Source organism: Streptomyces johnsoniae (assembly GCF_031845565.1).
In the GTDB taxonomy this organism is placed as follows: domain Bacteria; phylum Actinomycetota; class Actinomycetes; order Streptomycetales; family Streptomycetaceae; genus Streptomyces; species Streptomyces johnsoniae.
In genome coordinates this window covers 59155-76232 of the sequence record NZ_JAVREV010000002.1, presented here as the reverse complement: position 1 = coordinate 76232, position 17078 = coordinate 59155, and the positions used below count along the sequence as shown (strand labels likewise).

Sequence of the window (17078 nt, the reverse complement as noted above, 5' to 3'; positions counted from 1 at the left end):
GCCGAGTCACACTATTGCCGGGATCGGACGGGTGTGGTCGCCGCTCGGCAGGGCAGGAGATCAGTCACGCCGGGCCACAGGGACGGTTCGGCCAGGCCAGCAGGCCAGCGGCGCGGCGTTGCGGTGAGGGGAGGCGCGCATGGGTATCACCCGGCCGTATCCAGCAGGCGATCAGGACCCGGAGCAGCGGGCGCCGGCCACGGTGACGGAGGCCGTGCTCCAGGTACGCAGGCTCCGGCTTGCCAATGCCGCGGGCGTCGTCTCGCGCGCGCGAGAGTTCACCCGCGCCGCCCTCCACGACTGGGAGTGGCTTCCGGCCCCCACCGAGGAGTTGCGCGCCGCCGCGGAGGATGCGCTGCTCGTCGTCTCCGAGCTGGTCACGAACGCCTGCCTGCACGCCGGCGGCCCGGAGGAGCTGCGGATAGGCCGGGGCACGAAGGTGCTGCGCGTCGAGGTGCTCGACCGCGGCGATGGCGTGCCCGCCCTGCGCACGGCCCGGCGCCCAGGACGCCCCGGCGGCCACGGCATGTTCATCGTCCAGCGCCTTTGCCTGGACTGGGGCGTGGCCCGGGAGCCGGGTGCCGCGGGCAAGACCGTCTGGGCCGAGCTGGCCGCGCCGCCCGCCGACTGACACCACGCGCCGCCCGGCCGCTCGCCCCCCGCCCGGCGCGACGGTTGATTCCGCGCGCCCCGCCACCGACCCCGCGGACCGACCCCGCCGGTCAGCCGCCTGCGTCTACCATCAGGCCATGACCCGAGTACTGCTCGCCGAGGACGATGCGTCCATCTCGGAGCCGCTGGCCCGAGCGCTGCGCCGCGAGGGATACGAGGTGGAGGTGCGGGAGGACGGTCCGGGTGCGCTGCGGACCGGCCTGCGGGGCGACGTCGACCTCGTGGTGCTCGACCTCGGTCTGCCGGGCATGGACGGCCTGGAGGTCTGCCGTCGCCTGCGCACCGAAGGGCTGGGCCTGCCCGTGCTGGTGCTCACCGCCCGCGCCGACGAGGTCGACACGGTCGTCGGCCTCGACGCGGGCGCCGACGACTACGTGACCAAGCCGTTCCGGCTGGCCGAGCTGCTGGCCCGGGTCCGTGCCCTGCTGCGCCGCGGCACCGCGGAGAGCGCGCCCGCCCCGACGGTGCACGGCATCCGGATCGATGTGGAGTCGCACCGCGCGTGGATGGGGGAGGACGAGCTGCACCTCACGGCCAAGGAGTTCGACCTGCTGCGGGTCCTGGTGCGCGACGCGGGCCGGGTCGTGACCCGCGAGCAGCTGATGCGCGAGGTGTGGGACACCACGTGGTGGTCATCCACGAAGACCCTCGACATGCACATCTCCTGGCTGCGCAAGAAGCTCGGCGACGACGCGGCCAACCCCCGCTACATCGCCACGGTCAGGGGAGTGGGATTCCGGTTCGAGAAGAGCTGACGGGGACGGGGACAGGGACGGGGACAGGGACGGGGGCCGGGACGTGCGCCGCCGCCTGATCAACTCCACGCTCGCGGTGGTGCTCATCGTGATCGCGGTGTTCGGCGTCTCCCTGTTCATCGTGGAGACCCGCACCATCACCTCCAGCGCCCGCGACCGCCTGGAGTCGGACGTGGCCCGCGTGCTCGCCGACGTCGAGAGCCGCATCGCCGCGGACGAGCCGGTGACCGAGCAGAAACTGCGTGCCTCCGCCCCCGCCGATCGTTTCGTGCTGATCGAGCAGCCCGGCGTGCCGACCGTCGAGCTGGGCGAACGGCCCGAGGGCGACGTGATGAGCGCCGAGCAGACCGGCGTGCACGGCGAGACGGTCACCGTTCAGCAGCCGTCGAGCGTCGTCAGCAACGAGATCGGCCGGATGCTCACCATCATCCTCGTCGTCTCGCTGCTCGCGGTGGTCGCCGCCGCGCTGCTCGCGGTGCGGCAGGCCCGCCGCGTCGCGGCGCCGCTGACCGACCTGGCCGAGACCGCGGAACGGCTCGGCTCCGGCGATCCGCGCCCCCGCCACCGGCGGTACGGCGTCGCCGAGCTGGACCGGGTCGCGGACGTGCTGGACGCCAGCGCGGAACGGATCGCCCGCATGCTGACCGCGGAACGGCGCCTCGCCGCGGACGCCTCCCACCAGCTGCGCACGCCGCTGACCGCGCTGTCCATGCGGCTGGAGGAGATCATGGCCACCGAGGACAGGGACACGGTCAAGGAGGAGGCGGCCATCGGACTCGCGCAGGTGGAGCGGCTCACCGACGTCGTTCAGCGGCTGCTGACCAACTCCCGTGATCCGCGCCTCGGCTCGGCGGTGGGCTTCGACCTCGACGAGGTCGTGGTGCAGCAGGTCGAGGAGTGGCGGCCCGCCTACCGCAGCGCGGGGCGCCCCATCGTGCACTCCGGCAAGCCGGGGCTGCGCGCCGTCGGCACCCCGGGCGCGGTCTCGCAGGTGCTTGCCTGCCTCGTGGAGAACTCGCTGATGCACGGCGCGGGCACCGTCGCGCTGCGCACCAGGACCACCGGCAACCAGGTCGTCGTCGAGGTGACGGACGACGGCCCCGGCGTGGCGACCGAGCTGGGGGCCCGCGTCTTCGAACGCACGGTGAGCGGGCGGAACTCGACCGGGCTCGGCCTGGCCGTCGCCCGCGATCTGGCGGAGGCGGACGGCGGGCGCCTCGAACTGCTCCAGCAGCGGCCGCCGGTCTTCGCACTGTTCCTCAGCAGGGAGGCGGAGCAGGCGTCGGACGCCTCCTGACCGTCAGCGCCCGCCGGGCTCCGCGGGCCGGGGCCGCCCGGCCGCGGCGGGCTCCGGCGCGGGGTCCCGTTCCGCCGCGTCCGCGTTCGCCTCCGCGTTCGCCTCCGCGTTCGCGTCCGCGTCCGTCTCGGGGCGGCGGAAGACCCAGGTGCGGTAGGACCAGAAGCGGAACAGCGAGCCGATGCCGAGCCCGATCACGTTCTTCGCGAGATTGTCGGCCAGCGGCGAGGTGAAGCCGAAGCCGTAGTGCGACAGCGCCAGCACCCCGTTCTCGATCACCATGCCCACGCAGGAGAACAGCAGGAAAAGCCCCGCTTCGCGGCTGCGGCCGGTCTTGTCCCGGTGCCGGTAGGTCCAGTACCGGTTGCCGAGGTAGTTGGTGCAGATGGCGGCGGAGGTGGCGATGATGCCGGAACGGATGGGCGCCAGGCCGGCGGCCTGGCTGCACGCGTTGAACACGGCGACGTTCACCAGGAAGCCGAAGGCGCCCACGGTGCCGAACTTCGCGGCCTCCCGGGCCATGCCGCGCAGGCGGTCGCGCAGCGTGCGGCGGTCCTTCATGCCCGCCATGCTAACCAGCCGGTCTGTGCGGGCCTTCCCGCCGATGTGCACACCCCTTCCCCTCCGCTCCCGTGCGAGACCCCTCCGGTCCGTGCGCGCGGGGCCGCTCCGGTTCCCGGTGGGACGCGGTTCGCGGCGGAACGGTTCCGGGTGGCCGGAGGGCGGCGAGGGGCGGCGGCTACGCTGGGTGCGTGACATTTCCCGTGGTCGGCATGGTCGGGGGCGGTCAGCTCGCCCGTATGACCCATGAGGCGGGCATCCCGCTCGGCATCAGGTTCAAGCTGCTCAGCGCGTCGCCGCAGGACTCCGCGGCGCTCGTCGCCGGCGATGTGGTCGTCGGCGACCACCGCGATCTGGACACGCTGCGTGCGTTCGCGAAGGGCTGCGACGTGATCACGTTCGATCACGAACACGTGCCGACCGAGCATCTGCGGGTTCTGGAAGCCGAGGGCATCCCGGTCAGGCCGGGGCCCGCCGCGCTCGTGCACGCCCAGGACAAGGGCGTCATGCGCGCCCGCCTCACCCGGCTCGGCGTGCCCTGCCCGCGCCACCGGATCGTCGAGGACCCGGCCGACGTGCGGCGCTTCGCGGAGACCGAGGCGGGCGGTTTCCCCGTCGTACTCAAGACCGTGCGCGGCGGCTACGACGGCAAGGGCGTGTGGATCGTCGCCTCCGCCGCGGACGCCGACCGCGTCACCGAGCCCTTCCTGGCCGGGGTGCCCGTGCTGGCCGAGGAGAAGGTCGACTTCGTCCGCGAGCTGGCCGCCAACGTCGTCCGTTCCCCGCACGGGCAGGCTGTCGCCTACCCGGTGGTGGAGTCCGTGCAGGTCGGCGGCGTCTGCGACACCGTGATCGCCCCGGCGCCCGGCCTGCCCGCGGCGACGGCCGTGGCGGCGCAGGAGATGGCGCTGACCGTCGCCCGCGAACTGGAGGTGACCGGGCACCTCGCCGTGGAGCTGTTCGAGACGGCCGACGGCCGGGTCCTGGTCAACGAGCTGGCCATGCGCCCGCACAACTCGGGACACTGGACGCAGGACGGCGCGGTCACCTCGCAGTTCGCCAACCACGTCAGGGCCGTGCTCGACCTGCCGCTCGGCGACCCCCGCCCGCGCGCGCCCTGGACCGTCATGGCCAACGTGCTCGGCGGCGACTTCCCCGACATGTACCCGGCGTTCCTGCACTGCATGGCGCGCGACCCGCAGCTGAAGATCCACATGTACGGCAAGGACGTGAAGCCGGGCCGCAAGGTCGGCCACGTCACCACCTACGGCGACGACCTGGCCGACGTCCGCGAACGCGCCCGCCACGCCGCCGACTACCTGCGAGGGATCATCGACGAATGAGCAGCTCCCCGCCGTCGCCGCGCGTCGGCATCGTGATGGGCTCGGACTCCGACTGGCCGGTGATGCGGGCCGCGGCGGAGGCGCTTGACGAGTTCGCCGTGCCCTACGAGGTGGACGTCGTGTCCGCGCACCGCATGCCGCACGAGATGGTGACCTACGGCGAAGAGGCGGCGGGCCGCGGCCTCAAGGCGATCATCGCGGGCGCGGGCGGCGCCGCGCACCTGCCCGGCATGCTCGCCGCGCTGACGCCGCTGCCGGTGATCGGCGTTCCGGTGCCGCTCGCGCACCTGGACGGCATGGACTCGCTGCTCTCCATCGTGCAGATGCCCGCCGGAGTGCCCGTCGCGACCGTCTCGGTCGCCGGGGCGAAGAACGCCGGGCTCCTCGCCGTCCGCACCCTCGCCGCGCACGACGAGGCGCTGCTCGCGCGCATGCTCGACTACCAGCGCGGCCTGCGGGACCAGGCCAGGGAAAAGGGCCGGCGGCTGCGCGCCACCGTGGCCGGGCCTGGCACCGCATGAGCGCCGCCGGACACGAGGACCTGCTGAGCCTGGCATCGGAGCTGCTGGCCGAACACCCCGTCGTGGACGGGCACAACGACCTGCCGTGGGCCCTGCGCGAGCAGGTCCGCTACGACCTGGGCCGCCGCGACATCGCCGCCGACCAGAGCGCCCACCTGCACACGGACCTGCCGCGGCTGCGCGCCGGGGGCGTCGGCGCGCAGTTCTGGTCGGTGTACGTGCGCACGGACCTCATCGGCGACAGCGCCGTCAGCGCCTGCCTGGAGCAGGTCGACGTCGTCGCGGCGCTCATCGACCGTTATCCGGCGCATCTGCGGCGCGCGCTGACCGCGGACGATATGGCGGCGGCCAGGGCGGAGGGCCGGATCGCGTCGCTGATGGGGGCGGAGGGCGGCCACTCCATCAATAATTCGCTCGGCACGCTCCGCGCGTTCCACCGGCTCGGCGTCCGTTATATGACACTCACCCACAACGACACCATCGACTGGGCCGATTCGGCCACGGACGAGCCGCGGCACGACGGGCTGAGCGCGTTCGGCGAAGAGGTCGTCCGGGAGATGAACCGGATCGGGATGCTCGTCGACCTCTCCCACGTCGCGCCCGCGACGATGCGCGACGCGCTGCGCGTCACCGCGGCGCCCGTGCTGTTCTCGCACTCCTCCGCGCGCGCCGTCTGCGACCACCCGCGGAACATTCCGGACGACGTGCTCGCCGCACTGCCCGCGAACGGCGGGGTCGCGATGGTCACGTTCGTGCCCAACTTCGTGCTGCCCGCCGCGATGGAGTGGGCCGCGCGCGCGGCCGTGAACATGGAGGCGCACGGGCTGCACCGGCTGGACATGTCCGAGCGGGCGATGGCCGTGCACCGGGCGTTCGAGGCCGAGCACCCGCGCCCGCGGGCCACTGTCGCGGACATTGCCGACCACCTGGACCACATGCGCGAGGTGGCCGGTATCGACCACATCGGCATCGGCGGCGACTACGACGGCACGGCCTTCATGCCGGACGGTCTGGAGAGCGTCGCGGGCTACCCACGGCTGATCGCCGAACTGCTGGCCCGGCGCTGGTCGCCGGCCGATGTCGCCAAGCTGACCTGGCACAACGCGGTGCGCGTGCTCGGCGATGCCGAGGCCGTCGCCCGGGACCTGTCCGCCCACCGCGGTCCGTCCCTCGCCACCATCGAGCAGCTGGACTCCCCGTTCGTCCCCCGGAGCACCGGCTCGCGCCGGTGATTTGGACATTCGTGACTTCCCGTCTGATTCTGGCGTCGCCCCCCGGTGTCGTGACCGAGTTCACTCGGCGCCCCGCCGGGGGCGGGTGCGCCGCATGGGGTCCGTTCCGCGATTCCGCCAAGTCGGTTTACTCGTCGGAAACTTGAGTGAACGGTCCGGAACGCGCCCATTGCTCTCCGTTGATGCGTGCTCGCGGAATGTGCATGTGAGGCGGGGGGCGGTATTTCCGATCATGGGGTGCGTGCCCGCACTTTCTTGTCTCGCCCGAATTCTTCGGCTTACGGTGCTCCCCGCGCCGCATCCGCGGCGTTCCGCGCCGGACGCCGAATCCTGTCACCGGTGGTGGAAACGCAGCACTTCCGTGTGACAGGAGCGGGGGAACCACTTTCCGCCGGAGCGTGTATTCCGCGCACCGGCTCGGGGTTAAGTCACCGCCGAACGCGGTCCGCCGTGACCGTATTCGACGGTGGCCGGGCATCTCCGGCCCGAACCCGACAGCTCACCTCGCAGGCGATGGAGAGGAGCACACCTATGTCCGCACGCGGACGTCACCGCCGTCAGCGGGTACGGCGCATTTCCCGCATCTCCCTGATGCTCACCGCCGGTGGCGCGGGCGTGGCCCTGCCGCTGGTCGCGGCCGGCGCCGCGAACGCCGCTCCGGCGAGCGTTCCGGCAACCGCTCCGGCAACCGCTCCCGCGAGCGCTCCGGCCGCGGAATCCGCGCAGGCCCCGGCGGCCGAACCGGCCGGGACCTACACCGTCGCCAAGGGCGACACGCTCTTCCGGATCGCCACCGACGAGGATGTCGACGGCGGCTGGGAAGCGCTGTACAACGGCAACCAGGACGTCATCGGCGACGACCCGGACCTGATCAAGCCCGGTCAGGAACTGTCGCTCGAAGCGACCGGCGGCGCCGCGCCGCAGGCCGCTCCCCAGGCCGCTCCCCAGGCCGCTCCCCAGGCCGCCGAGGAGCCGGAGCCCGCGCCGGAGCCCGAGCCCGCGCCGGAGCCCGAGCCCCAGCCCGAGCCCGCGCCGGAGCCGGAGCCCGCCCCCGAGCCGTCCGGTGACTTCCACGCCCCGGTCGACGCGTCGCCGAGCACCGCCTACCGCGCCACCGGCTCGTCCTGGTCCTCCGGCTACCACACCGGCGTCGACTTCTCGGTCGGCACCGGCACTCCCATCAAGGCCGTGGCCTCCGGCGAGGTGGTGACCGCCGGCTCCGGCGGCGCCTACGGCAACGAGGTCGTCATACGCCACGACGACGGCCACTACACGCAGTACGCCCACCTGTCGTCCCTGAGCGTCGGCGTCGGTCAGACCGTCGCGGGCGGCGACCAGATCGGCCTGTCCGGCTCGACGGGCAACAGCACCGGCCCGCACCTGCACTTCGAGGTGCGCACCGGCCCGGACTACGGCTCGGACATCGACCCGCTGTCCTACCTGAGGGCCAACGGCGTCACCGTCTGATCCATCTGATCCGCGCCGGTGATCCGCGCCGGTGATCCGCGCCGGTGATCCGCGCCGGAAGGCGACGACAGGGCCCCGCCCCCGCGGCGGGGCCCTGTCGCGTCCGGGCCGTCGCGGCGCCGCGTCAGCGGCTCAGCCGCTGGTAGCTGCGGATCGCCAGCGGCGCGAACACCGCGGTCAGCACCACGGGCCACGCGATGGCCAGCAGCATCGCGTTCTCCGTCGCCCACGACCCCGTGCCGGGCAGGCCGGGGTTGCCGAACAGCTCACGGATCGCCGCCACCGTCGCGGACAGCGGGTTCCACTCGGCGAGCGTCCCCAGCCAGCCCGGCATCAGCTCCGGCGAGGTGAACACGTTCGACACCGCGGTCAGCGGGAACGCCAGCGGGAAGACGATCGTGCCGACCGTGTCCGGGTTGGGCACCACGAGCCCGAGGTAGATCCCGATCCACGTGATGGCGACGCGCAGCGCGAGCACCAGCGCCACCGCGAGCAGCGCCCGGCCGATGCCGCGGTGCCATTCCCAGCCGACGAGCAGGCCGCAGACCACCAGCACGCTCATCTCCAGCGCGGCCCGCATCAGGTCGGCGGTGCTCCGCCCGACCAGCAGCGCGGAACGGGCCACCGGCATCGAACGGAAACGGTCCACCACGCCGCGGCCCGCGTCCACGGCGACGGCCGTTCCGGTGGCGCCCATTCCGTAGAGCATCGTCATCGCGAAGACGCCCGGCAGCAGGAACTCCCGGTAGTCACCGCCGCCCGGCACGGCCATGCCGCTGCCGAAGACGTAGCCGAAGACGAGGACGAACATGATCGGCAGCGAGAAGTAGAGGACCATCTCCTCCGGCGTGCGCACCAGATGCGCCATATTGCGCCGGGTCATGATCCAGCCGTCGGCCGCCGCGAGGCGCAGTCGTCTCATGCCGTCGCCTCCTCGTTCGCCCGGTGCCCGGTGAGCTGGAGGAACGCCTCGTCCAGCGTGGGCCGCCTGGTGCCGATGTCCTCGACGGCGATGCCCGCCTCGTGCAGTGCCCTGACGACTCCGGTCAGTGCCGCGACCCGGTCGGCGACCTGCGCGCCGACCCGCCGCACGTCCCGGTCGGTCTCGGGAACGCTGTGGCAGACGCGGCCGACGATGTCCGCCACGGCCGCCAGCTCGTCGGCGTGCCGGACGACGACCTCCACCCGGTCCCCGCCGATCTTCGCCTTCAGCTCGTCCGCCGTGCCCTCGGCGACCACCCGGCCCGTGTCCACCACCGAGATGCGGCCCGCGAGCTGGTCGGCCTCCTCCAGGTACTGGGTGGTGAGCAGGACCGTCGTCCCGTCCGCGACGAGGGAACGCACCGCGTCCCACACCTGGTTGCGGCTGCGCGGGTCGAGCCCGGTGGTCGGCTCGTCGAGGAACAGCACCTGCGGAACGATCACCATGCTGGCCGCGAGGTCGAGGCGGCGGCGCATGCCGCCCGAGTACTGCCCCGCGTTCCGCCCGGCCGCCTCGGTGAGGCCGAACTGCGCCAGCAGCTCGTCCGCCCGCCGCTTGGCCGCGGCCGGCCGCAGCTTGAGGAGCCGGCCGAACATCACCAGGTTCTGCCGGCCGCTGAGCTGCTCGTCGACGGCCGCGTACTGGCCGGTCAGCCCGATCCGCTCCCGCACCCTGGCGGGCTGCCCGGCGACGTCGACGCCGCAGATCTCGGCGCGGCCCGCGTCGAAGCGCAGCAGTGTGCACAGCGCCCGCACGGCCGTCGTCTTGCCGGCCCCGTTCGGCCCGAGCACCCCGTGCACCGTGCCGGTGCGCACGGCCAGGTCGAAGCCGTTCAGCGCCTTTTTGTCCCCGTATCGCTTCAGCAGGCTCTCGGCCACTATCGCGTGATCTGCCATCTTCGCTCTCCACCCCCGTAAACTGTGTACGTCGTAGACTTGGGTGTACACCATACACAGTTTTAGGATGCGGTCAATCGCCGACCGAAGGAGAACGATGGGCACGGGGTCGCGTGATATCGAGCGCACGATCGACTTGCTCTGGCGCACCGGGGAGCCCGGCACCCGCGGGCCGCGCGGCTCGCTGACCGTGGACCGGATCGTCGCCACGGCCATCGAGATCGCCGACGCCGAAGGGATCGGCGGCGTCTCGATGCGCAAGATCGCCGAAAGGCTCGGCGTCACCACCATGTCCCTCTACCGCTACGTCCCCGGCAAGGAAGATCTCCTCGACCTGATGTTCGAGATGGCGACGGGGATGCCGGATACCGACGCCTGGCCGGACGACTGGCGCGGCCGGCTGACCGCCTATGCCGTCGACTCCCGCGCGATGCTGCTGGAACGGCCCTGGATGGCGGACATCCCGCTCAGCGGCCCGCCCATGGGGCCGAACAACCTGACCTGGATGGAGGCCGTCCTCTCCGCCCTCGACGGCACCGGCCTGCGCGACGAGGACATGGCCGGCATGCTGATGCTCCTCGCCAGCTTCGTGCTCCACGACGTGCAGCGGCAGCTCTCCATGACCCGCGCCGTCCCGCACACCGGCTTCAGCTATGAGGAGTGGGGGGAGGTCTACGGCAGAACGCTCACCGCGCGCGCCGACCCCGCACGCTTCCCCACCGTCTCCCGGGTCGCGGCCACCGGCGTCTTCAGCGCCGAAGCGGCGACCGCGGACGAGGACTTCCTGTACGGGATCACCTTCGTCCTCGACGGCATCGACAGCCTCATCCAAACCAGGAACGGCGGCGCCTGAGCCCGACCGGCGCCGGTTCGGAAGTGGCCCGGCGGGTACTCGGGGCCGATGTGGCTGCTGAGACCTCCCGGCGTGTACGCGCCGCAGGACGACACGTCCCTGCTGCGCGAGGCGCTGCTGCGTGAACCCGCCCCCGTCGGCGCCCGCGTCCTCGACGTCGGCACCGGCACCGGTGCCCTGGCCCTCGCCGCCGCCCGCAGGGGCGCGGCGAGCGTCACGGCCGTCGACACCTCGCGCCGCGCGGTGCTCACCACCAAACTGAACGCGCTGCTCGCCGGACTGCCCGTCCGCGTTCGCCACGGCGACCTGTTCGGGCCCGTGCACGGCCAGACGTTCGACCTGGTGCTGGCCAACCCGCCGTACGTCGTCTCACCCCACGCCTACCTCCCGCGCCGCGGCCCGGCCCGCGCCTGGGACGCGGGCCGCGACGGCCGCGCGCTCCTCGACCGCATCTGCGCCCAACTGCCGCCACTGCTGCGGCCCGGCGGCGTCGCGCTGACCGTGCACTCGGCGCTGTGCGACCCCGACCGAACGGTCGCCCTGCTGCGCGCCGGCGGCCTCGACGCCGAGGTGACCGACCGGCGGCCGGTCCCGTTCGGCCCGGTCATGTCCGCGCGCGCCGACTGGCTGCGCGACCAGGGCCTGCTCGGGCCCGACGACACCACGGAGGAGCTGGCCGTTGTCCGCGCCGAACGCATCGCCTGAGCAGGGACCGGCCGAGGCCCGGCGGGTCTCCATGGAGCCCGGCGGGCCCCTGCTGATCGAAGGACCCGTGGAGTTCGTCGCCGAGGACGGCACGGTCATCCGCTCCGACCGCCCGGTGGTCGCCCTGTGCACCTGCCGCCGCAGCCGCCGCTTCCCGTTCTGCGACACCAGCCACCGCCGCCGCGGCAAACGCTCACAGGGGCGTGCGTAGCGCGGAACGCCCAGCCTCCCACGCCCCCAGCAACCGGTCGCCGAGCCGGTCCTCCAGCCACCCGGTGGCGCCGATACCGAACGCGACATCCCGTTCGAGCTGCGGCTCCGCCTCCAGCAGCCCGCCGATGACCTCCCGGCGCACCACCTGCTCGTGCACCGCGTCCGCCTCCACGTGCTCCGCGTAGAACCCGACCGCCGCCGGACCCGCGCCAAGGCGCTTCATGCCCTGCGCGATGCGCCGCGAACCGGGCGACGAGGTGATCTCCACCGCCGCGAAATGCCCCACCAGCGCACCACGCAGCGCGCGGTGCAGCCCGAGCAGCGACATGAGGTTGACGGTCGCCAGCAGCTCCGCCGTTCCGGACTCCAGGTAGCGCCCGTAGCCCGCGTCCAGGCCCAGATCGGCCATCAGGTCGGCGTACAGCCGCACATGCATGCGCTCGGCCCGCCCGCCGCCGTACTCGTCGTACTCGACGGCGACGAACCCGGCCTTCGCCCGGCCGGTCAGCCGCGGAATGACCCAGGCGTGCGGGTCGCCCTCCTTCAAGTGGTACAGCGAACGCAGCGCCGCGTACTCGCGCACGTGCGCAAGCTCCGCACGGTCCCGCAGGAAGTAGGAGACGCCGGTGCCGTCCACCGGTTCGAGCAGCAGCTCGTCCAGTACCTGCGACAGGTCGCCCGCCGCCGGCACGTCGTTCCGCAACGCGGCGAGGAACCGTTCCTCCAGCAGCGCCCGCAGCCCCAGCAGCCGCGCGTCCCACTCCCAGTCCTCGTCGACCCCGCCGATCCCGCGGTAGTGCAGCTCGTAGCACAGGTACAACGCCAGGTGCAGATCCTCCCCGTACGGGTCGGCCGCCCCCGCGTCCACCCCGTCGAACGGCCGCGCCCCCACCTGCGCCGGCCGCCGAGCCAGCACCCCGATCAGCGCCGCCGACACCTCACCACGCGCGGACGGCAACGTCATCACGGCGAACCCTCACAATCCTGATCCTGCGGCCCGGGACACAACAGCACCGCCCCGAGTACCCCGCCCACCCACCCCCAACCCACGAACCCGCTCGTCCAACCCCCGCGCCCGCCCGTTCCCCAGATACGGCCGGATCAGCCCCCGAATCCCCCCGACCCGCTCATCCGCCCGGCCGGAACGGATGCCCGGGTAGTCGTCCAGCACGCGGTGCCACGTGGCGCAGGCCGCGTCCAAGTGGCCCGCCGCCAGCTGCCGTTCCGCCATCAGCGCGCCGAACCTGACCGCGGAGCCGCGGCTGTCGCCCTCGTCGCGGAGCCGGAAGTGCAGCCGGAAGGACGCCACGCTCCCCGCCGTGTCCCCGAGACCGTGGCGCACCTGGGCCGTGGTGTAGGCGAGCGTCGAGGGCGCGTACCCGCCGAACGTGGCCGTTCCGCTTTCCGCCCGGTCGAGGGCGGTCTCGGCCTCGCGCAGCGCACGCAGCGCGCCGGTGCGTTCACCCGCGACGGCGAAGGCATGCGCCTGCTGCCCCGCGTAGAACGCGCGCATCCGCGGCGCGGTGCCCGGTGCCGCCTCGGCTGCCGCGTCGGCGAGCCGCACGGCCAGGGGCCCGTGTCCCAGGTCGGCCGCCTGTACCGACATGCCGCGCAGGATGTGGCAGTGGACATCGCGGTCCCCGGCCTCGGCGGCCAGCTCCAGTGCCGTCAGGTACCAGCGCTGCGCCATGCCGTGATCGCCCTCGTCCACCGCCATCCAGCCGGTGAGGTAGCACAGGAAGGCCGCCTCCCTCGCCATGGCCCGCCGCACGTGGTCGGGCCCGTCGGCCCGGAGGTGGTCCCCCAGGTGGTTCGCGATGAACGCGGCGGACAGCGGCCTGGCATAGCCGCCGCCGAACTCGTCGTACATCCCCGACAGCCGCTCGGTCATGTCCTTCACGACTTGTACCTCGGCCATGCCGACCCGCGACGCGCGGCCGGTCGAGACGGCCGTCGCCCGTTCCGCGGCCTCGGACCACCCCGGAACGGCCATGGCCGCCGAGAAGACCCCCGCACTGAGCACGCCTCGGCGGCTCGGATTCATGTCCGACCTCCCCAGCTCCACCAGCTCCTCGGCGGTACTCATACCCGCCTGAGCGTTCGGGTGTGCGGCCGGAGGCGGGAAACCGAGGTCGGTGTGGGTGAGTGCGCGGCCGAGTCGGCGGCTCAGGGCCTCGACGACGAACGGCCGGGCGATCTTCCGGGGGAGTGTGCCGGAGAGCCAATTACTCACGGACGGCTGGTCGTAGCGCAGCACGAGGCCGGTCTCCGCGGCGACCCGGTTGACCGCTCAGGCGAATTGGCCCTCGCCCATGCCGGATTCGGCAAGAAGGACGGCGAGTGCCGCATTCGGTTCGCGCCTGCCCATCGGCCACCCCGTTCGCATCGCCATTGATGTGTTGATCGCCCGCCTCGTTCCTCACCGTACCGCCCGCCGGTGCCCCTGGGTTGTGATGAGTGCACACGTGGTGACGACGGAGAGGTGGGTGGCCGGTGAGCGGAACACGGGCGGAGGAGCCGGAAAGGGCAGAGCCGGCGGAGGTGGCGGCGCCGCTGGCGGAACTGTGGGAGGAAGCTGATGAATTGATGAAACGGATCGACGCCCACCTGTCCCGCGAGGAGGACCAGTGAGGGACGGAGTGCTGGTCGCGGTCGAAATCGACGCGCATTCCGTGCGGCGCGGCGACCAACTGATGATCGGGGGCCAGACCTTCACGATCTGCGACATGACGGCCCTGCCGCGCAACGCGAAACGCCTCCATTTCACGGGCGGCGAGACCATGACGCTGACCCGCACCACAACCCTGTGGGCCGCCCGCCGCACCGACCCACGCCGACTGCCACGCCGATGACCGGAGCGATCCCTTGCGGTCGGCGGGGAAGGACCAAGATCGTCTACCCGACAACGCGCATATTGGCGATGCGCCGTGGACCGGGTATCTGCCATCGGCATACCGTCTTGTGGTGCAGGGAACGGCCCTGCACCGGGAGGGGCGCGATGAGGCGTGAGGAACTGACCCGGCTCACCGGCAAGGTGGGCGGGCCCAACTGTGACGACGACGATTGCCCGAACGTCTACCGGTCCGAGAGCGGTTCATTCGTCGTCCAGGGGAGCGTATCCGATGTGTTCACTCCGCCCGCTGGTGAGGGGTTGGTGGAGATTCCCGAGCGCGTGTTGAGGGAGGCGTTCCGTGCTCTTGGATGGTGAGGACTGGCGTCGGTTCTTTGACGCCTTCGAACGGGAAGCCTGGCGCTTCGAGGCGCAGCCCACTTACACCATGCCCAAGGAGCAGGAGAACGTAGCCCGCTTCCTGCGCGGCGAGGAGAAGCCCGCCGACCACAATGCCCGCTGGCATGAACGGGTACGAGGACACATCGAATCGGGCAAGCGAATCGGCCGCGTCAGGATCGTCCGCCGGCCACTCACCGACTATCAGCGGTACCAATGCGCGTGGGGCATCCCCGGCAACATCGCGGCTGGTGAGGACATCCGAATCCTCGATGTCACGCGGGAAGATTTCGGCTTGCCGCTTTCCACGCGTGACTGGTGGATGTTCGACGAATCACGGATAGTGCACCTGCGTTTCCGGGAGGACGGTACCCGGATCGATCGTGAGGTGTACGCAGGTGATCCGGAGCCTTATCGGGAGTGGAAGCGGGTCGCCCTGGAGAATGCGGTGCCTTTCGAGGAGTACGTGAAAGATCTTGACGCTTGACCCCGGTCGGCTGGGTGAGTCGAAGGCTGACCTGGCCGAAAGACTTCGAACGTTGCGCAACCAAGCCGACCGTACGCAGGTCTGGCTCGCTCGGCGCTGCAACATGTCACAGACCAAGTTGAGCAACATTGAGACGGGAAGGATCACACCGGGAATCGTCGATGTGCTGCTGATTCTCAGGGCCTTGGGTGTATCTTCGCAGGTGGAGACGGACGTTGCCTCCCTTGCTCGCCTGGCCAATACGGAATGGCAGGACAAGCGGTCGTCCTGGCGCAGGGGCCTGGAGACGCGGCAGGCGGAGTTGGCCGGTCTGGAAGGTGAGGCTACGACGCTCCGTTACTTTCTGCCCGCGATGGTGACAGGGCTCCTGGCCACACCTGAGTACATCAGGGCAAGTCTTGCCCACTCACCAGTGAAAACCTCGAAGACAGTCGCAAAGAAGCTGGAGCGCCAGAGTGTCCTGCACGACAACACGAAACAGTTCATTTTTCTGCTGACGGAGCAGGCTGTCAGGTGGGCTGTCGTTCCAAGTGCGGCAATGTCCGTGCAGATCGATCACCTGATCTCGATGTCCCGCCTGCCCCATGTGCGTATTGGTGTCATCCCCCCGGGCGCTGTGGTCGGACGTGGCCCGATGAACACGTTCACGGTTTACGATCAACGGCTGGCGACCGTCGAGACATTCACCGGTCGCATTGTCTTTCAGGACGCCAGGGACATCGCGGAGCACCTTGAGGTGTTCGCCATGTACGAACGCCACGCGCGGTTCGATGACGCGGCGAGAGCGCTGTTCACGGAATGGGCCGACGCCTGTCGTTCATAATCTTCTGCCCCGCCACAGGAAGGAATGTTCATGCAGGACGTACGCGTATTACTCACCCCTGCCGCGTTCAGGGGTGTTGCCGGAACGGTCATCGACAACAATCCCGGCATGGCTGAAGCAACAGCGGACCGAATCGTCATGGAAGCCCTCAAATTCGTCGTTGCCGCCGCGCGGTTTCCCACCGCCAAGATCACGCCGTCCAGCGTCGTGGACGAGGGCTGGCACGCCCTTATCCTGCACACGCACCTGTACAGGAGGTTGTGCCAGAACCTGGGCCGGTTCGTGCATCACTGGCCGGAGCGGCCCGACGTCACGCGGCGTGATGTGCGGGCGCTCACGCGTACGGTGGCGGTCATCGGGCAGGCCGGGCACACCGTGGACGGTGAGTTGTGGGCGGGCCCGGACACAGGGCTGCTCTCGGTCGCGGCTAATTGCTCCCACACGCCCAAACCCGGGGGGTGTGGTCCGATCAACCCGGGTAATTGTGCTTCGCACTGCTCGGGCGGCGGACAATAGCCGGCCCGATCGTGGACAACTGAAAGGGGCAAGCGTGGATGCTGAGCAGGCCCGGCACGTGGGCGCCGTGTTGCGGCGGTTGGGCGTCGCCGGTGTGGTCGCGCCGGAAGACCCGGAGAATCCGGCGGGGGAATGGCGCGTGTACGACAAGGCCGACCCGGCCACGCGCCGGGACGTGACCGCTGACGCGCTGGCCGTTGTGGCTGCCCAGCTCGCCGCGGAGGAACGGGGTTCTGGACCGACGCGGGGGTTCGTCCTCCCATCCGCCGACGAGTGACCGTTCGTTGCCGCCGCTCACCGGCAGCTACCGGCCCCCCGGCGCGCTGCCGGGGGCCGGCCCGGCCGGAGGAGATCCGGCGGTACCGAGAGGCGCGTGCGGAGTTCCGGGTGGTGGATCTGCCGCCGTTGGAGACGGCGTACCGGTTGATCAACCCGGACACGTTGATCCTGTCGCTGGCCGTGGTGTGTTGCTCCCCGAACCGTGCCCGACCGGAACCCGGCCAATGTCCCCGTCCCGGCGGAATGC

General features: G+C 71.4%; 22 protein-coding genes and 1 riboswitch. Of the genes, 17 read left to right on the top strand and 5 right to left on the bottom strand.

Going from position 1 to position 17078, the window contains the following annotated elements; all coding sequences use genetic code 11:
- Positions 1–139 precede the first annotated feature (139 nt).
- The 3 genes from RM779_RS03415 to RM779_RS03405 all read left to right on the top strand — a co-directional run bounded on the left by RM779_RS03415 (position 140) and on the right by RM779_RS03405 (position 2724).
- Complete coding sequence (locus RM779_RS03415; protein WP_311615628.1) at positions 140–631, top strand: ATP-binding protein; 492 nt, start codon at positions 140–142, stop codon at positions 629–631.
- Positions 632–749: 118 nt separating this feature from the next.
- Positions 750–1427 (top strand): response regulator transcription factor, encoded by a 678-nt coding sequence (locus tag RM779_RS03410; protein WP_311615626.1) that lies wholly within the window; start codon positions 750–752, stop codon positions 1425–1427.
- A 43-nt stretch (positions 1428–1470) separates the two neighbouring features.
- Complete coding sequence (locus RM779_RS03405; protein WP_311615624.1) at positions 1471–2724, top strand: ATP-binding protein; 1254 nt, start codon at positions 1471–1473, stop codon at positions 2722–2724.
- A 3-nt stretch (positions 2725–2727) separates the two neighbouring features.
- Here RM779_RS03405 and RM779_RS03400 read toward each other — a convergent pair whose 3' ends face one another.
- Entirely contained in the window at positions 2728–3285 is a 558-nt protein-coding gene (locus tag RM779_RS03400) for a GtrA family protein (RefSeq protein ID WP_311615622.1), read from the bottom strand.
- A 191-nt stretch (positions 3286–3476) separates the two neighbouring features.
- On the opposite strand from RM779_RS03400, the gene RM779_RS03395 reads away from it, so the two are divergent.
- From RM779_RS03395 to RM779_RS03380, 4 genes are all read left to right on the top strand, one after another.
- The gene (locus RM779_RS03395; protein WP_311615620.1) at positions 3477–4628 is read left to right on the top strand and encodes a 5-(carboxyamino)imidazole ribonucleotide synthase; all 1152 of its coding nucleotides are present in this window, start codon (positions 3477–3479) and stop codon (positions 4626–4628) included.
- Entirely contained in the window at positions 4625–5149 is a 525-nt protein-coding gene (purE, locus tag RM779_RS03390; RefSeq protein WP_311615618.1) for a 5-(carboxyamino)imidazole ribonucleotide mutase, read from the top strand. The genes RM779_RS03395 and purE overlap by 4 nt, the downstream gene beginning before the upstream one ends.
- Complete coding sequence (locus tag RM779_RS03385) at positions 5146–6381, top strand: dipeptidase (RefSeq protein WP_311615616.1); 1236 nt, start codon at positions 5146–5148, stop codon at positions 6379–6381. The genes purE and RM779_RS03385 overlap by 4 nt, the downstream gene beginning before the upstream one ends.
- Positions 6382–6720: 339 nt before the next feature.
- Positions 6721–6909: riboswitch (cyclic di-AMP (ydaO/yuaA leader) on the top strand.
- 3 nt (positions 6910–6912) lie between these two features.
- Positions 6913–7848 carry a M23 family metallopeptidase gene (locus RM779_RS03380; protein ID WP_311615614.1) on the top strand — a complete coding sequence of 312 codons (936 nt, stop codon included), beginning with the start codon at positions 6913–6915 and terminating at the stop codon, positions 7846–7848.
- 124 nt (positions 7849–7972) lie between these two features.
- Here the strand turns inward: RM779_RS03380 and RM779_RS03375 are convergent, their stop codons facing one another.
- Both RM779_RS03375 and RM779_RS03370 read right to left on the bottom strand, forming a co-directional pair.
- Positions 7973–8770 (bottom strand): ABC transporter permease, encoded by a 798-nt coding sequence (locus tag RM779_RS03375; RefSeq protein ID WP_311615611.1) that lies wholly within the window; start codon positions 8768–8770, stop codon positions 7973–7975.
- A complete protein-coding gene (locus RM779_RS03370; RefSeq protein WP_311615609.1) occupies positions 8767–9726 on the bottom strand; it encodes an ATP-binding cassette domain-containing protein in 960 nt (319 codons plus the stop codon). Before RM779_RS03370 ends, RM779_RS03375 begins: the two co-directional genes overlap by 4 nt.
- Before the next feature lie 97 nt (positions 9727–9823).
- On the opposite strand from RM779_RS03370, the gene RM779_RS03365 reads away from it, so the two are divergent.
- Genes RM779_RS03365 through RM779_RS03355 form a run of 3 tightly spaced genes read left to right on the top strand, consistent with a single transcriptional unit; the run spans position 9824 to position 11495 of the window.
- Positions 9824–10579 (top strand): TetR/AcrR family transcriptional regulator, encoded by a 756-nt coding sequence (locus tag RM779_RS03365; protein ID WP_311615607.1) that lies wholly within the window; start codon positions 9824–9826, stop codon positions 10577–10579.
- 48 nt (positions 10580–10627) lie between these two features.
- Positions 10628–11284, top strand: a complete 657-nt coding sequence (locus tag RM779_RS03360) for a HemK2/MTQ2 family protein methyltransferase (protein ID WP_311615604.1) — start codon at positions 10628–10630, stop codon at positions 11282–11284.
- 31 nt (positions 11285–11315) lie between these two features.
- A complete protein-coding gene (locus tag RM779_RS03355) occupies positions 11316–11495 on the top strand; it encodes a CDGSH iron-sulfur domain-containing protein (protein ID WP_311616488.1) in 180 nt (59 codons plus the stop codon).
- Here the strand turns inward: RM779_RS03355 and RM779_RS03350 are convergent.
- Positions 11478–12461, bottom strand: coding sequence for an iron-containing redox enzyme family protein (locus RM779_RS03350; RefSeq protein ID WP_311615602.1), 984 nt, complete (start codon positions 12459–12461; stop codon positions 11478–11480). The two genes, RM779_RS03355 and RM779_RS03350, sit on opposite strands and share 18 nt — an antisense overlap.
- 12 nt (positions 12462–12473) lie before the next feature.
- The gene (locus tag RM779_RS03345) at positions 12474–13754 is read right to left on the bottom strand and encodes a tetratricopeptide repeat protein (protein ID WP_311615600.1); all 1281 of its coding nucleotides are present in this window, start codon (positions 13752–13754) and stop codon (positions 12474–12476) included.
- A 236-nt stretch (positions 13755–13990) separates the two neighbouring features.
- On the opposite strand from RM779_RS03345, the gene RM779_RS03340 reads away from it, so the two are divergent.
- From RM779_RS03340 to RM779_RS03310, 7 genes are all read left to right on the top strand, one after another.
- On the top strand, positions 13991–14128 hold the full coding sequence (locus tag RM779_RS03340) for a hypothetical protein (RefSeq protein WP_311615598.1): 138 nt from the start codon (positions 13991–13993) through the stop codon (positions 14126–14128).
- Positions 14129–14136: 8 nt separating this feature from the next.
- A complete protein-coding gene (locus tag RM779_RS03335) occupies positions 14137–14349 on the top strand; it encodes a hypothetical protein (protein ID WP_311615596.1) in 213 nt (70 codons plus the stop codon).
- A gap of 146 nt (positions 14350–14495) precedes the next feature.
- Positions 14496–14705 carry a hypothetical protein gene (locus RM779_RS03330; RefSeq protein WP_311615594.1) on the top strand — a complete coding sequence of 70 codons (210 nt, stop codon included), beginning with the start codon at positions 14496–14498 and terminating at the stop codon, positions 14703–14705.
- On the top strand, positions 14689–15213 hold the full coding sequence (locus RM779_RS03325) for a DUF6879 family protein (protein WP_311615592.1): 525 nt from the start codon (positions 14689–14691) through the stop codon (positions 15211–15213). Before RM779_RS03330 ends, RM779_RS03325 begins: the two co-directional genes overlap by 17 nt.
- Positions 15203–16036, top strand: coding sequence for a helix-turn-helix domain-containing protein (locus RM779_RS03320; RefSeq protein ID WP_311615590.1), 834 nt, complete (start codon positions 15203–15205; stop codon positions 16034–16036). Before RM779_RS03325 ends, RM779_RS03320 begins: the two co-directional genes overlap by 11 nt.
- Positions 16037–16066: 30 nt before the next feature.
- On the top strand, positions 16067–16552 hold the full coding sequence (locus RM779_RS03315) for a glycine-rich domain-containing protein (RefSeq protein WP_311615588.1): 486 nt from the start codon (positions 16067–16069) through the stop codon (positions 16550–16552).
- A 34-nt stretch (positions 16553–16586) separates the two neighbouring features.
- Positions 16587–16829, top strand: a complete 243-nt coding sequence (locus RM779_RS03310) for a hypothetical protein (protein ID WP_311615586.1) — start codon at positions 16587–16589, stop codon at positions 16827–16829.
- The last annotated feature ends 249 nt before the right edge of the window (positions 16830–17078 follow it).

Coding starts and splice junctions, on each gene's coding strand:
- RM779_RS03375 (WP_311615611.1), bottom strand. CDS start 8,770: ATGAGACGACTGCGCCTCGCGGCGGCCGACGGCTGGATCATGACCCGG.
- RM779_RS03315 (WP_311615588.1), top strand. CDS start 16,067: ATGCAGGACGTACGCGTATTACTCACCCCTGCCGCGTTCAGGGGTGTT.
- RM779_RS03385 (WP_311615616.1), top strand. CDS start 5,146: ATGAGCGCCGCCGGACACGAGGACCTGCTGAGCCTGGCATCGGAGCTG.
- RM779_RS03360 (WP_311615604.1), top strand. CDS start 10,628: ATGTGGCTGCTGAGACCTCCCGGCGTGTACGCGCCGCAGGACGACACG.
- RM779_RS03330 (WP_311615594.1), top strand. CDS start 14,496: ATGAGGCGTGAGGAACTGACCCGGCTCACCGGCAAGGTGGGCGGGCCC.
- RM779_RS03350 (WP_311615602.1), bottom strand. CDS start 12,461: ATGACGTTGCCGTCCGCGCGTGGTGAGGTGTCGGCGGCGCTGATCGGG.
- RM779_RS03355 (WP_311616488.1), top strand. CDS start 11,316: ATGGAGCCCGGCGGGCCCCTGCTGATCGAAGGACCCGTGGAGTTCGTC.
- RM779_RS03370 (WP_311615609.1), bottom strand. CDS start 9,726: ATGGCAGATCACGCGATAGTGGCCGAGAGCCTGCTGAAGCGATACGGG.
- RM779_RS03410 (WP_311615626.1), top strand. CDS start 750: ATGACCCGAGTACTGCTCGCCGAGGACGATGCGTCCATCTCGGAGCCG.
- RM779_RS03415 (WP_311615628.1), top strand. CDS start 140: ATGGGTATCACCCGGCCGTATCCAGCAGGCGATCAGGACCCGGAGCAG.
- RM779_RS03400 (WP_311615622.1), bottom strand. CDS start 3,285: ATGAAGGACCGCCGCACGCTGCGCGACCGCCTGCGCGGCATGGCCCGG.
- RM779_RS03365 (WP_311615607.1), top strand. CDS start 9,824: ATGGGCACGGGGTCGCGTGATATCGAGCGCACGATCGACTTGCTCTGG.
- purE (WP_311615618.1), top strand. CDS start 4,625: ATGAGCAGCTCCCCGCCGTCGCCGCGCGTCGGCATCGTGATGGGCTCG.
- RM779_RS03380 (WP_311615614.1), top strand. CDS start 6,913: ATGTCCGCACGCGGACGTCACCGCCGTCAGCGGGTACGGCGCATTTCC.